Origin of the sequence: Collinsella sp. AM20-15AC (genome assembly GCF_003471405.1) — a bacterium.
Classification (GTDB): Bacteria; Actinomycetota; Coriobacteriia; order Coriobacteriales; family Coriobacteriaceae; genus Collinsella.
Genome location: NZ_QRJA01000006.1, coordinates 1 through 15,076, shown reverse-complemented (window position 1 = coordinate 15,076; position 15,076 = coordinate 1). Strand labels below are relative to the sequence as shown.

General features: G+C 59.5%; 7 protein-coding genes and 3 rRNA genes. 4 read left to right on the top strand and 6 right to left on the bottom strand.

What is annotated here, in order from left to right:
* The first annotated feature begins 129 nt into the window (after positions 1-129).
* From DW233_RS03005 to DW233_RS02990, 4 genes are all read left to right on the top strand, one after another.
* The gene (locus DW233_RS03005) at positions 130-2,283 is read left to right on the top strand and encodes an LTA synthase family protein (protein ID WP_158567792.1); all 2,154 of its coding nucleotides are present in this window, start codon (positions 130-132) and stop codon (positions 2,281-2,283) included.
* Between the two features lie 145 nt (positions 2,284-2,428).
* On the top strand, positions 2,429-3,259 hold the full coding sequence (locus DW233_RS03000; RefSeq protein WP_022094864.1) for an Mrp/NBP35 family ATP-binding protein: 831 nt from the start codon (positions 2,429-2,431) through the stop codon (positions 3,257-3,259).
* Complete coding sequence (locus DW233_RS02995) at positions 3,260-4,531, top strand: NAD(P)/FAD-dependent oxidoreductase (RefSeq protein WP_118266643.1); 1,272 nt, start codon at positions 3,260-3,262, stop codon at positions 4,529-4,531. It abuts the gene before it with no gap.
* A gap of 80 nt (positions 4,532-4,611) precedes the next feature.
* Positions 4,612-6,252: an NAD(P)/FAD-dependent oxidoreductase gene (locus tag DW233_RS02990; RefSeq protein ID WP_118266642.1), complete on the top strand. Its 1,641-nt coding sequence runs from the start codon at positions 4,612-4,614 to the stop codon at positions 6,250-6,252.
* Positions 6,253-6,317: 65 nt separating this feature from the next.
* On the opposite strand, the gene uvrB is transcribed toward DW233_RS02990, so the two are convergent.
* The 6 genes from uvrB to DW233_RS02960 all read right to left on the bottom strand — a co-directional run.
* Positions 6,318-8,558 carry an excinuclease ABC subunit UvrB gene (uvrB, locus tag DW233_RS02985; protein ID WP_118266640.1) on the bottom strand — a complete coding sequence of 747 codons (2,241 nt, stop codon included), beginning with the start codon at positions 8,556-8,558 and terminating at the stop codon, positions 6,318-6,320.
* Positions 8,559-8,609: 51 nt separating this feature from the next.
* Positions 8,610-9,191, bottom strand: a complete 582-nt coding sequence (locus DW233_RS02980; protein WP_118227172.1) for a lytic transglycosylase domain-containing protein — start codon at positions 9,189-9,191, stop codon at positions 8,610-8,612.
* Positions 9,184-9,825: a dephospho-CoA kinase gene (coaE, locus tag DW233_RS02975; RefSeq protein ID WP_117635947.1), complete on the bottom strand. Its 642-nt coding sequence runs from the start codon at positions 9,823-9,825 to the stop codon at positions 9,184-9,186. The genes DW233_RS02980 and coaE overlap by 8 nt, the downstream gene beginning before the upstream one ends.
* Before the next feature lie 193 nt (positions 9,826-10,018).
* Positions 10,019-10,134, bottom strand: a 5S ribosomal RNA gene (gene rrf / locus DW233_RS02970).
* A gap of 144 nt (positions 10,135-10,278) precedes the next feature.
* Positions 10,279-13,254 (bottom strand): 23S ribosomal RNA (locus tag DW233_RS02965).
* A 401-nt stretch (positions 13,255-13,655) separates the two neighbouring features.
* A 16S ribosomal RNA gene (locus DW233_RS02960) occupies positions 13,656-15,076 on the bottom strand; the annotation flags it as partial.

The window sequence follows — 15,076 nt, the reverse complement described above, 5'->3', positions numbered from 1 at the left end:
ACAGATGTTCGTAATACAAGATTCGCAGACCTTTAGCTTTGCGTATCGGGCGCTTTGTTTCTCGAAATGCCGTGGAAAGGTTACAGTAATCTAATACTGAACTTAATTTGCTGTACCAGAGGAACGTCCATGACCGAAGATATCCCCCTTGAAATCACTTCGAGCGACATGGCCAATCTGCCCATATTCATCGCCGTCCTTATCGTGGCCGCCGTCGTCGTGCGCGTGTATTTTTCAATCAAACGCAACGAAAAGCCACCCATTGCCCGCGTCTTTTGGTGCGCGACGCTCCTCATCCCGCTCGGCGTGGTAGCTGCATGGATTACGAATCAATCGCTCGTAAATGAGGGCAGCTCCCTATGGGTCCTTTCTTATTCGGCGCTCGGTGCTGCCGCCGTCATGCTTCTTGTCGAGCCCTTGGTTTCGGGACTTATCGACCAAACCGACCTTGCGACGGGAACGGTTGCCTGTATTTGCCGCGACATCCTTGTCATCGCCGCTGTTTCAGCGCTCTCGTTCGTTTCAATCGAAATTGCCTGCAACGAAACGTTCTATCGCATTCCCGCCAACTCATTCGGGTTTTCCGTCGGGTTGCTCGCGACGGTTCTGCTCTCCCTTTATTTGCTGGGACAGCGTCATGGAGGCGTCATGGTCCTCGTGCCCGTCGTCTGTTGCGTCCTTGGCATTGCCGAGCACTTCGTCATAACGTTTAAAGGCGAAGCCATCCTGCCAAGCGATATCTTGGCCCTTGGCACCGCAATGGAAGTGAGCGAGGGATACGAGTTTACCTTTACCGCCGGAATCGTAACCTCTCTCGCCCTGCTGGAGATTTCCCTGGGGCTTCTTTCGCTCATCCGACCGCGAAAGCTCCGTACGCCCACCCATGTCTTCCCCGCTATCGCCGCTAACCTCTGTGCTTTTCTGCTAGTGACCGTTGTGGGGCTCTCAGGCTTTTCCAACATCGACTTGGAGCAGGCGCTGGATTTTGGATTTGACCGTTGGCAGCCCATCACCACGTATGCGTCTCAGGGTTTTATCACTTCGTTCACCGAAATGGTCAACGAGTTGCCCATTGAGAAGCCCGAAGACTATACGCCCGATGAGGCGCAGAGCATCGAGCAGGAGCTCGCCGCCGTCTACGACAGCACATATGGCTCGAGCGAACAGCGCGCGGCGGCCGTTGCCCAGTTCAATGAAATCAAGCCGACGATTGTTGCCGTCATGAATGAGAGTTTTAGCGACCTTTCGTGCTTTGAGCAGCTCCAGACGGCCGGGTACACCGGCCCCGCATTCTACAACTCGCTTCCCGACGCACTTGTTCGCGGCACCATGCTCGCTTCGGTCGCCGGTGGCGGAACGGCGAACTCCGAATTCGAATTTTTGACCGGAGCGACAACGGCCTTTGTCGGATTAGGCAAAATCCCCTATCAGCTGTATCAGATGAATGGCGTCAACAGCCTGGCAAAGGACCTTAAAGAGCTTGGGTATACCGCTACCGCTATGCACCCGCAAAACCCCGTCAACTACCATCGAGATAAAATCTATCAGCAGCTGGGCTTTGGAGACTTTCTTTCAATCGGCGATTTCGAAGGTGCGCCCTATTACCATGCCGGCGTATGCGACTACGCCACCTACGACAAGATACTCGACCTGCTTAGAACCGACGAAGCGCCGCAGTTCATCTTTGACGTCACGATGCAAAATCACGGCGGCTACGACTATGGCACCGTTCCCGCCGAAGAGCTGACAAACTATTGGGTCGAGGGAGCCAGCGAAGGCGCCAATAGCGCGCTCAACACCTATCTCACCTGCATCAACGCATCCGACCGGGACCTCGAGTACTTTATCAACGAGCTCCGCAACATCGGCAGACCGGTTGTTCTTGTCTTTTTTGGCGACCATCAGCCGAGCGCCGCAACGACTCTCAACGACGAGCTGTACCCTCAGGAAGATACGGCAAGCCACGCCTTCCGTATCTATCAGTCGACATATCTCGTCTGGGCTAACTATGAGATCGCCGGCAATACCGAGCTCAACGTCTACGACACCGTCGGGGCAAACGAGATTGCAGCCATTACCCTTAATAAGATCGGCGCTCCGCTCACCAATTACCAAAAGGCCCTGCTTGCAACAAGGTCAGATGTGCCCACCATCAATGTCGCCGGCTATCTCGGTGCCGACGGGCTGCGCTACGACTTGGAATCGAAAGACAGCCCCTACGCCTCGACGATCGACAAGCTGCAGCGCATGCAATACCTCGAGTTCGCCAGCAAAGTTCAGTAAGCCCGCCCATTCGCTTGGGCCCATCGTATTGCAAGCACGCTCGGCCCAAACGCATCGCAAATGACTCCCGCTCGCAAACGAGGGTACAATGACGCTCGTGTCACATCGCGGGGCCCCGGCCCCAGCATATACAAAGGAGTCATACATGGGTTGCGAACACGCACAGGCCGCCGGCGGACAAACGTCGCCGTCGCAATTTGAGGAGAACACGCTGTCCGAGGTCAAGCGCGTCATCGCCGTGCTTTCCGGCAAGGGCGGTGTCGGCAAGTCATTTGTCACCGGTGCCATCGCCACCGAGCTTGCCCGTCACGGCCACAAAGTCGGCGTCCTCGATGCCGACATCACCGGTCCCTCTATCCCCAAGATGTTCGGTATGAGTGGACGCCACGTCCATGCCCTTGGCAACCTTATGCTGCCCGAAATCTCCGAGCACGGCGTCAAGGTCATGAGCTCCAACCTGCTGCTCCAAAACGAGACCGACCCCGTCCTTTGGCGCGGTCCGGTCATCGCAGGCGCCATTAGGCAGTTCTGGAGCGAGACCTCGTGGGGCCCCATCGACTACCTACTGGTCGACATGCCTCCGGGAACAGGCGACGTCGCGCTCACCGTCTTCCAGTCGCTGCCGGTCGACGGCATCGTCATCGTCACGAGCCCGCAGGATCTGGTCTCGATGATCGTCGCCAAGGCGGTCAACATGGCCGAGAAGATGAACGTCCCCATTCTGGGCATTGTCGAGAACATGAGCTATATTGAGTGCCCCGACTGCGGCAAGAAAATCGAGGTCTTTGGCAAGAGCAAGCTCCCCGAGGTCGCAGAGCGCTATAACCTCGACATCTTGGGCCAGCTTCCCATTAATCCGGCACTCGCCGAGGCCTGCGATAAGGGCGAGGTCGAGACCGCGCTGCCCGATGGCATGTTGCCCAAGGCAGTCTCTGCCGTCGAGGCTATTACCCCGCACGAAACAGACGAGGCCTAAGTGAACGCGAGCGCCCTCTATGACGTCTTGGTAATCGGCGGCGGGGCTTCAGGCCTCGCCGCCGCCATTACGGCCGCACGCGCTGGCAAAAGCGTCTGCATCGTTGAGCGCGATGTCGCCTGCGGCCTCAAGCTCCTTGCGACCGGTAACGGCCGTTGCAACCTCTCCAACGAATCGATTGATCCTCAGCGGTATAACCACCCCGCATTCGTCGAATCCGTCATGGGCCCCCAGCCCGAACAAGAGCTTATGGGTTTCTTCTCCTCGCTGGGCATCATGACAACCTCCGAGGAAGGCCGGCTGTACCCGCGCTCCCTTCGCGCCGAATCGGTGCGCGACGCACTTCTCAACGCTTGCGACCGCCTAGGTATCACCTTAATCTGCGGAGCCAACGTTGCCTCGGCGCACAAAGCTTCCGAAGGCTGGACACTCCAAATAGACCGTCCAGCGCGGGCGCTCAAGGCAAAAAAGCACGATAACCGAAAATCGGAGCTCCGCTCGCTTCGGAAATCGCTCGCCGATGTCCCTCGCAAGAACGAGGCCCTGCAGGCACATGCCGTAATTATCGCTACGGGCGGCAACCCCACCGGTATCGCCGATACGTTTCGCCTCCCCCTCACTTCGCTGCGCCCCATCCTCTGCCCCGTATCGGCAACGGTCGTTGGCGATCGGGCGGCACTCAAGACGTTGGATGGCCTGCGCGTCCGTGCCCGCTTGACGCTCGCCCACAATCATAATGAGCTCTGGCACGAAGACGGTGAAGTGCTGTTTCGAACCTTCGGTATCTCAGGCGTCGCTGTCTTCAACCTCTCTCGTCGTATCCAGCACGGCAATACGATCCTGCTCGACGTTTTCCCCGACCTCTCCAAAGACGAGTTGCTCGATATGCTCAACCGGCGCGTTGAGCTGCTCGGCGGCTTTTCGCCCCGCGATCCCCGTTGGCTCGACGGCATGCTCGCCCCGCAACTCTCCCGCGTCGTCTGCACAACGTTCGAGCAGTGCCATCCAGGCTCCAACGATGTCATCCACCTGGTCTCGATCCTCAAACACTTTAAGTTGCTCGTCGAGGGAACAGCCGAGGAGCGCTCAGCGCAGGTCACGCGTGGTGGCATATCTGTCGAGAGCATCTCAATACCCAGCCTACGCGCGCACAGCGTTGTCGACGCCCCGCTTTACGTCTGCGGTGAAGCGCTCGACATCGACGCCGATTGCGGAGGCTTTAACCTTGCGTGGGCCTGGATCTCGGGCATTCGCGCTGCAAGCAGCCTGTAGCCGCGCAGTCTATAATCAAAAACGCATTCGGGCCGTCTGGGATACCGGACGGCCTCTTTCTTGCCTCTAAGGAGACCTCGATGATTGAAATCACCCAAGTCAACGCGTCGCTCAATGAAGCCGGCGATGAAAATGCCTGTCTCATTGTTGGCAAGCGAGTCGCCAAGCGCGTCCTACGTTGCAAGGACTCCGAGATCAAGTCCATCGAGCTCCACCGCAAGTCAATCGACGCTCGCAAAAAACGAGACGTCCATTTTATCCTGAGCTTTCGTGTTGAGCTGACTAGTCCCCACCTCGAGCGAGAAGCGGTCGACAGCGTTGCCGAGCGTGACCGCTCACGCGTACGCGCGATAGAAGACGATGAGCCTTCATTCCCCTCCCCCGCCTCCGACGCACCTCAAGAACGCCCTGTCGTTGTCGGCGCCGGATGCGCCGGCCTTTTCGCTGCGCTTACGCTCGCCGAAGCAGGTCTTAAGCCCTTGCTCATCGAGCGCGGCGACCCGGCATTTCGCCGCTCGCAGGCGATCGACCTCTTTCTAAAGGAGCGCATCCTCGACCCCGAGAGCAATATCCAGTTTGGCCTGGGCGGCGCGGGGACTTTCTCGGACGGCAAGCTCAATACGGGAACCAAAAATCCCGCCCATCGCCTTATCCTCGAAACCTTCGTCGAGGCGGGTGCGCCCCGCGATATTCTGTGGGATGCCAAGCCGCACATTGGCTCCGACATCCTTCCCAAGGTTGTCACCGCTATATCCCAGCGCATCGAGCAGCTCGGAGGTGTCGTCCGTTATCGAACAAAGCTCGTCGACATACACATCGACGCGTCTGGCGCCATCACCGGTATTGATGTCCAATCGTTCCAAGACGCCGCTTGCGAGCCAATCGAGACAAAGCACCTCATCCTCGCCTGCGGGCATTCTGCTCGCGATATTTTTGAGCTCCTTAAGGACCACAACGTGGCCCTCGCACAAAAGACCTTTGCCATGGGCGTTCGCATCGAGCATCCGCAGTGCGACATCGACCGAGCCCAATATGGAGCCTCGGCGGGACATCCAGCGCTCGGGGCGGCCCCTTACAAGCTCGTCGCCCATCTTCCCAACGGCCGCAGCGTGTTCTCGTTTTGCATGTGCCCCGGCGGACAGGTTGTTGCCGCCTCTTCAGAACCGTGCCATCTGTGCGTCAACGGGGCCAGTCTCAATGCCCGCGACGGGCGCAACGCAAATGCCGCCCTGCTCGTTAACGTCACGCCTGAGGACCTTCCCAACGATGACCCGCTCGCCGGCATCGAGCTCCAGCGTACCTGCGAGGCGGCCGCCTATCGCCTGGGCGGTTCCAACTGGAACGCACCGGCACAGCTCGTCGGAGATTTCCTCGCAGGACGCGCCAGCAAGACACCCGGAAAGGTTAAGCCCACATATCCGCTCGGTGTGACCTGGACGGCAATTGACGAAGCTCTGCCGCAGCATATCGTCGAGTCGCTCCGCCTGGGACTTCCCCTACTCGGAAAAAAGCTACGAGGCTACGACCGCCCCGATGCCGTTCTTACCGGCGTGGAGACTCGTTCGAGCTCACCGGTCACTGTCACCCGAGACCGATCGTGCCATGCCGTGTCGACCCCGGGCCTCTACCCTTGTGGTGAGGGAGCTGGATATGCCGGCGGCATCATGAGCGCCGCCACCGACGGCATTCGTTGTGCCGAAGCCCTGATCGCAGACCTCTAACGCACGAATTCCAGCGCGCAAAAGACACAGGCCCCAAGCTCCACAGGGAACTCGGGGCCTGTTCACTATTTCTTAAACCGTGCACCCTGGCGTTTTCTGCCCGATGCGAACGTGGAACCCTTGCGGGCCTGCGAACGTAAACGCTCAATCGTCTCGTCCTCAGACGCACCCTCGAGCATCGCCCGAATCTGAACGACGGCATCGCGCAGGCGCGCCGCCTCCTCAAAGTCCATGGCGGCAGAAGCGTTACGCATATCCTCTTCCATGGTTTCGACGATCCGCACAAGCTCGTCATGCGGCAGTTCTTCCAACTGCTCCGCAAGTGTCTGCTCGGGCGCCACCGTTTCCGGCACGCCACCCTCGCCCGACTCATCGGGCGTATAGAATGCACCATGTCCAAGAGAGTCGCCCTTCGAGCGCCCCTTGGAACCCACGGTTTTTTCGGCCTCGGCAATAAAACTTGAGATGTCGTTGATGGCCTTGCGCACCGTCTTTGGCACAATGCCATGCTCTTCGTTATATGCCATCTGAATCTCGCGACGGCGCTGCGTCTCCTCGATGGCCTCTTTCATCGAATCGGTCACAACGTCCGCATACATGATGACTTCGCCATCGGCGTTACGGGCCGCGCGGCCAATCGTCTGAATCAGCGAACGGCGGTTGCGCAAGAAGCCTTCCTTATCGGCATCGAGAATTGCCACCAGTGAGACCTCGGGAAGGTCTAGGCCCTCGCGAAGCAGGTTGATGCCAACGAGAACATCGATCTTGCCCTCGCGCAGCGTTCGCAGGATCTCGACACGGTCCATCGTCGCTGTATCGGAGTGCATGTAATTGACCTTAATGCCGGCATCAAGCAGATGGTCGGTCAGGTCCTCGGCCATGCGCTTGGTGAGCGTGGTCACCAGCACGCGCTCCTTGCGGGCAACGCGCTCGCGAATCTCGTCCTCAAGATCGTCAATCTGCCCACGAACCGGACGCACATCGATCTTGGGGTCGAGCAGACCGGTCGGACGAATAATCTGCTCCACGTCGTTTTGGCTCACCCGCAGCTCGTAGTCGCCCGGTGTGGCCGAAACATAGATAAACTGGGGTATCCTTGCCTCAAACTCATCGAAACGAAGCGGGCGATTATCGAGTGCCGAGGGCAGGCGAAAACCGTGTTCCACCAGCGTTACCTTACGCGAGCGGTCACCTTCGTGCATACCGCGAATCTGCGGCACCGTCACATGGCTCTCATCGATGATGCAGAGCATGTCCTTAGGAAAGTAATCGATCAGGGTAAACGGCGGCTCACCCGGCTTGCGACCGTCCAGATGACGCGAGTAGTTCTCGATGCCGTTGCAAAAGCCCATCGTCTCGAGCATCTCAAGATCATAATCGGTGCGCTGCTGCAGACGCTGCGCCTCGAGCAACTTGTCAGTCGCCTTGAGCTCCGCCACGCGCTTCTCGCACTCTTCGCTGATCGATTTCAGAGCCGCCTTGACCTTCGGCTTCTCGGTCACGTAGTGCGATGCCGGCCATACAGGGATGGCCTCGTACTCACGAAGCATCTCTCCGGTGACCTCATCGATCTCGGCAATCAGCTCGACCTCGTCGCCAAAGAACTCAAACCGCAACGGATGCTCGGCATAAGGCGGATACACGTCGACAACATCGCCGCGCACGCGGAACGTGCCGCGTGCCAGGTCATAGTCATTGCGATCATATTGAATGTCGATAAGTGCATGGATAAAGTCATCGCGCTCGAGCGGCACCTTCTTGTCGACGTTTGGAGCCAGACCCGCATAGTCCTCAGGAGAGCCAATGCCATAGATACACGAGACCGATGCGACAACGATCACATCGCGTCGAGAGAGCAGTGACGCGGTCGCCTGATGGCGCAGCATCTCGACCTCTTCGTTAATCGAGGAGTCTTTCTCGATATATGTATCGCTTTGCGGCACATACGCCTCGGGCTGATAGTAGTCGTAGTACGAGACAAAGTAGACCACAGCGTTGTTGGGAAAGAACTCTTTGAGCTCGCTCGCAAGCTGAGCGGCGAGCGTTTTATTGGGAGCCATGACCAGCGTCGGCTTCCCCAGGGCCTCGATGGTTTTAGCCATCGTAAAGGTCTTGCCCGAACCAGTCACGCCCAGCAAAACCTGATAGCGATCTCCGTCCCTCACACCCTGCACAAGCGACTCAATGGCCTTAGGCTGAGAACCTGCAGGCTCATAAGGAGATAAAACTTTAAATGGCACCTCAGAGCCCTCAACGCCAAAACGTTTGAGCTCTCCTCCAACACGTTCAACTTCAAATTCCGCCATGGATACTCCTAACTCATATATCTGCAGTATACGCAGGCGGCAGGCATAGTCCTATACGAACCGATCGGGATAGAGGGTCTTATACCGAACCCAGGCATTATTGACACGAATCAGATAAGCCTGAGTTTCAGGGAAGGTAATCGCATTATGGAGTGACGTGTTCTGCTGCGCCCATCCGTCAACATTGCCCATACCGGCGTTATAGGCGGCAATGGCACTATCCGTCGACCCGTTGAAATAGGTCAGAAGATACGAGAGGTATGCACAGCCAAACTCGATATTGGTAGCCGGATCGTTAAGGTTGTCGACCGAATACTCGTCACCGTCGACAAGGCCCTTGGCGATCATATCCTGAGCAGTCACAGGCATCAGCTGCATCAATCCCTGAGCACCCTGATTCGATTCGGCCTCGGGATCCCAATTCGATTCCGACTTAATGACAGCGCACACCAGATACGGATCCAGATTATGCGAAATACTGGATTGCTTTACATATGCCTCGTAGTCAATCGGATACAGCGGCTTAAAGAAGGCGGCAGGAGCACACGAGTAAACGAATGAGATAAGGCCGAAGGCAAAAACGGCAGCCAGCGGAATAAGGCGATACCACGCAAAGAAACGTGTCTTAGGCATCGGCATCCTCCTTATTCGCAGTGTCTATAAACCCATGGCATGCAAGCCATGAGTCAAGCTGCTCAAAGAGCGAATTATCGCCTGCGGCATTATCAATCACCGTTGTAGCGAGATTGCACAGCGCAGACTCATCGGGCTGGCAAGCAGAACGGGCATCGAAATCAGATGGCTCCATGCCACGCTGAATAGCACGCTCGCGACGAACTGACAAAGGGGCGCTGATGACCAGAATTTCATCAGCCAAGCCAAATGCATCCTCAAAACCAGTCGGAGCAGAAACCTCGACCACCGCAAAGGGATAACGGGGGGACGAAACCGTGCAACAAACCGGATCAAGAATCCTCAGTGACAGCTGCTCAATGAGAACGGGGTGCACAATGCTATTGAGCCTCGCGACCGCATCAGGAGAAACAAAAGCTCGAGAAGCGAGTATGTTACGGCGAACGCCGCCCTCCTCGTCCAAAATATCCCAGCCAAATTCTTCCGCGAGGGCATTGACGATATCGGAGCCTGGCACATACAGCGATTTGGCAAGTTCGTCCAGATCGATGAGCATGGCGCCATGAGATTCGAGATAGCGGCAGGCAGTCGACTTACCCGAAGCAATATTGCCCAAGACAAAAACGGTAAACATCAAGTCCTCCCTAACGCCAATGGGAGTTATTATCGCGCAAATACAAAAGAAGGACTCAAAATACAGCCAAACAGTAAGACAAGCTAAAAGAAGGCGAGTTCTTGTATTACAGCTCTCTATAAAACGGAAAAAAGGGGGAGGCCGCGAGGCCTCCCCCTTCTTCAAGTCATCATACGGCTCGGTGCCGTCCACCGGTCAGCGGCGCCCTGGCCTCCCACGGGCTGGCCCCGCAGTACTCTCGGCGCGATGGGGCTTAGCTTCCGGGTTCGGAACGGGACCGGGCGTGCCCCCCATGCTCTGGCCGCTGACCGGTGGGCGGCGCCCACCGTTACGGTGTCCTGGGTCTCATCTACGTGCCCTGGGGGCCGCATGGCGCATAGGAAAGGTGACTCGGGGGCATCCTCGTGCCCGGACCGCGCATGAGCGCTGTGTCCCGCGGGCCGCGAGGTGCGGTTCCGGAAGAGCTCGGGCGATTAGTGCGGCTCGGCTGAGGACGTCGCCGCCCTTGCACCTGCCGTCTATCGACCAGGTAGTCTACCTGGGCCCTTACCGGAAGGAGAACTAATCCCTGGAACGGCTTCCCGCTTAGATGCCTTCAGCGGTTATCCGCGCCGCACGCGGCTACCCGGCCGTGCCGTTGGTCGACAACCGGTTCACCGGAGGTGCGTCCACCCCGGTCCTCTCGTACTGGGGGCAGCCTCCATCGATTCTCCTGCGCCCACGGAGGATAGGGACCGAACTGTCTCACGACGTTCTGAACCCAGCTCGCGTACCGCTTTAAACGGCGAACAGCCGTACCCTTGGGACCTGCTCCAGCCCCAGGATGCGATGAGCCGACATCGAGGTGCCAAACCTTGCCGTCGATGTGGACTCTTGGGCAAGATCAGCCTGTTATCCCCGGAGTACCTTTTATCCGTTGAGCGACGGCCCACCCACTCGGGGCCGCCGGATCACTAGAGCCTGCTTTCGCACCTGCTCGGCTTGTGGGCCTCGCAGTCAAGCCCGCTTGTACTCTTGCATTCAAAAGGACGGTTGCCGACCGTCCCGAGCGGACCTTCGCGCGCCTCCGTTACCCTTTAGGAGGCGACCGCCCCAGTCAAACTGCCCGCCTGGCACGGTCCCCGAGCCGGTTGACGGCCTCGGGTTAGGACGCCGGTCGCGCGAGGGCAGTATTCCAAGGGCGGCTCCCCGGGGGCTGGCGCCTCCGGATCGATGCCTCCTGCCTATCCTCTACACGCGGGACCAGCGGCCAATGCCAAGCTGCAGTGAAGGTTCACGGGGTCTCTCCGTCCTTCCGCGGGTAAGTCGCATCTTCACGACCAGTGCAATTTCACCGGGTCCATGGTCGAGACAGCGCCCAAGTCGTTGCGCCTTTCGTGCAGGTCGGAACTTACCCGACAAGGAATTTCGCTACCTTAGGACCGTTATAGTTACGGCCGCCGTTTACCGGGGCTTGGCTTCGGGGCTTCGCGCGATGCGCTAACTCCTCCGCGTGACCTTCCGGCACCGGGCAGGCGTCAGACCCTATACGTCGCCTTGCGGCTTCTGCAGAGTCCTGTGTTTTTGGTAAACAGTCGCTTGGGCCTCTCCACTGCGGCCCGCCTCCGCTCCCGGAGCAAGTCCGTTCACGTACGCGCGGGCACCCCTTCTCCCGAAGTTACGGGGCCATTGTGCCGAGTTCCTTGACCATGGTTGACCCGATCGCCTCGGTATGTTCTACCCACCCACCTGTGTCGGTTTGCGGTACGGGCGCGCACGCGCCTGCCTAGGGGTTTTTCTAGGGACCTCGGGCTCACTCGCTTCGCTTGATCGCTTCGTCCGGAGCCTCGCCCTCGTGCGGACCGGATTTCCCTGGTCCGCGGGCCGCGCTCCATCACGGGGACGTCCAGAACCCCGCCGAGCCACCCCCATCCGTCGCCCCGTCGGTCGTAGCGCCGCGTGCGCGGTGCAGGAATGTCTGCCTGCTGCGCGTCGGCTACGCCTCCCGGCCTCGCCTTAGCCCCCGACTGACCCTGGGAGGATTAGCCTTGCCCAGGAAACCTCGGGTTCACGGCGGACGAGTTACTCTCTCGTCTCTCGCTACTCATGCCAGCATTCTCACTCCCATGCGCTCCACCGCCGGTCGCCCGGCGGCTTCACCGCCCATGGGAAGCTCCCCTACCGATTCTACTTAGGTAAAATCCCGCCGCTTCGGTGTCCAGCTTAGCCCCGTGTATTGTCGGCGCATGTCCACTCGACCAGTGAGCTGTTACGCACTCTTTGAATGCATGGCTGCTTCTAAGCCAACATCCTGGTTGTCTGGGCGGACGCACATCCTTTGCCACTCGGCTGGAACTTGGGGACCTTAGCGGGCGGTCCGGGCTGTTTCCCTCTCGAGCACACAGCTTAGCCCACATGCTCTGACTGCCGCGCTCTGGGCCGCCGGCATTCGGAGTTCGGTTGGATTCGGTAGGCGGCGAAGCCCCCTCGTCCATCCGGTGCTCTACCTCCGGCGGTGAACGCGCGACGCTAGCCCTAAAGCTATTTCGGGGAGAACGAGATATCTCCGGGTTTGATTGGCCTTTCACCCCTATCCGCAGGTCATCGCCGCCGTTTTCAACCGACGTGCGTTCGGCCCTCCACGGGGTCTTACCCCCGCTTCAGCCTGCCCACGGATAGCTCACCCGGCTTCGCGTCCGCGGCGCGGGACTCAAGTCGCCCTGTTAAGGCTCGCTTTCGCTCCGGCTCCCTTTCGGTTAACCTCGCCCCGCGCCAGCGACTCGCTGGCTCATTCTACAAAAGGCACGCCGTCACACCCCGAAGGGTGCTCCGACTGCTCGTGGGCGCACGGTTTCAGGTACTGTTTCACTCCCCTCCCGGGGTGCTTTTCACCTTTCCCTCACGGTACTGGTGCGCTATCGGTCACAGGGTAGTACTCAGGCTTGGATGGTGGTCCACCCAGGTTCGGACCGGGTTTCACGTGCCCGGCCCTACTCAGGGACCGCGTCGCGCCGTCCGGTCTGGGTTCGCGTACGGGGCTGTCACCCGCTGCGGCCGGCCCTCCCATGCCGTTCCGCTCCCCAGCCGGACCTGCGCCCGGGGGCGGCAGCCCCCGGATGCGCGGCCCTGCAACCCCGTCGGCGGAACCCCTGCCGGGTATGCCCGCTCGACGGTTTGGCCATCGGTCCCCTTTCGCTCGCCGCTACTCGGGGAGTCTCGAGATTGATTTCCTCTCCTCCGGGTACTTAGATGTTTCAGTTCCCCGGGTTGTCCTCCCCACCCCTATGTGCTCGGGGTGGGGATATGCACACTGCTGTGCATGGGTTCGCCCATTCGGAGACCCCCGGGTCGAAGGATGTGTGCTCCTCGCCGGGGATTATCGCAGCTTGCCGCGTCCTTCATCGGCTCCCTGTGCCAAGGCATCCGCCGTGCGCCCGTGGTATCTTGCGGGACCGCATCGGGCCCGCGGGATATCCACGTGTCGCTAATTAAGTTAAATTAATCGATATCATGAATAGCGCTCGTATGTCGCAATTCGGGTAATCTCATACCGCGGCACAGTAGTTGACTGTGCTCGCGATCAGATGCTCCTCACTCATATATAAGTGAATTCTTCTTGTTTGGATCGGATGAATGATTGCTATCATTCTGTCTGATAAATCGCAGAAAAGAATCGAGTCTGGAAGAATGATCTTCCATCTCTCTCCTATCGCTATGCGGCTCTCAAGGTACGCGGGTGCGACCCCGGGGACCGGGTGCTGCGGGGACATATCCTGGCGGACATCTACCGGACGGGCTCCTGCCCTCTATTCGAGTTAAAGTGTTTTCTCTCTAAGAATGTATCTCCCTAGAAAGGAGGTGATCCAGCCGCACCTTCCGGTACGGCTACCTTGTTACGACTTCACCCCCCTCACCCTCCACACCTTCGGCGCCTCCCCCCTTGCGGTTGGGCCGGCGACTTCGGGTGCAGACGACTCGGGTGGTGTGACGGGCGGTGTGTACAAGGCCCGGGAACGCATTCACCGCGGCATGCTGATCCGCGATTACTAGCAACTCCGACTTCATGGGGGCGGGTTGCAGCCCCCAATCCGAACTGGGGCCGGCTTTCCGGGATCCGCTCCCCCTCGCGGGGTGGCATCCCTCTGTACCGGCCATTGTAGCACGTGTGCAGCCCAGGGCATAAGGGGCATGATGACTTGACGTCGTCCCCGCCCTCCTCCGCCTTGACGGCGGCGGTCCCGCGTGGGTTCCCGGCATCACCCGATGGCAACACGCGGCGGGGGTTGCGCTCGTTGCGGGACTTAACCCAACATCTCACGACACGAGCTGACGACAGCCATGCACCACCTGTATGGGCTCCTCTCGGCCACGGGGTCTCCCCCGCTTCACCCATATGTCAAGCCCTGGTAAGGTTCTTCGCGTTGCTTCGAATTAAGCCACATGCTCCGCTGCTTGTGCGGGCCCCCGTCAATTCCTTTGAGTTTTAGCCTTGCGGCCGTACTCCCCAGGCGGGACGCTTAATGCGTTGGCTGCGGCACGGGGGGATCGTCCCCCCACACCTAGCGTCCATCGTTTACGGCTGGGACTACCAGGGTATCTAATCCTGTTCGCTCCCCCAGCTTTCGCGCCTCAGCGTCGGTCTCGGCCCAGAGGGCCGCCTTCGCCACCGGTGTTCCACCCGATATCTGCGCATTCCACCGCTACACCGGGTGTTCCACCCTCCCCTACCGGACCCAAGCCGCGGAGGTTCCGGGGGCTTCGGGGGGTTGAGCCCCCCGCTTCGACCCCCGGCCTGCCGGGCCGCCTACGCGCGCTTTACGCCCAATGAATCCGGATAACGCTCGCCCCCTACGTATTACCGCGGCTGCTGGCACGTAGTTAGCCGGGGCTTCTTCTGCAGGTACAGTCTTGACTCTTCCCTGCTGAAAGCGGTTTACGACCCGAAGGCCTCCGTCCCGCACGCGGCGTCGCTGCGTCAGGGTTCCCCCCATTGCGCAAGATTCCCCACTGCTGCCTCCCGTAGGAGTCTGGGCCGTGTCTCAGTCCCAATCTGGCCGGTCGGTCTCTCAACCCGGCTACCCGTTGTCGGCACGGTGGGCCGTCACCCCGCCGTCTACCTGATGGGCCGCGGAGCCATCCCCTCCCGTCGGGGCTTTAGCCGGGGTGCCATGCGGCACCCCGGGGTATCCGGTATTACCCGTCCTTTCGGGCGGCTATCCCGGGGGAGGGGGCAGGTTCTCCACGTGTTACTCAGCCGTTCGCCACTCGCTTC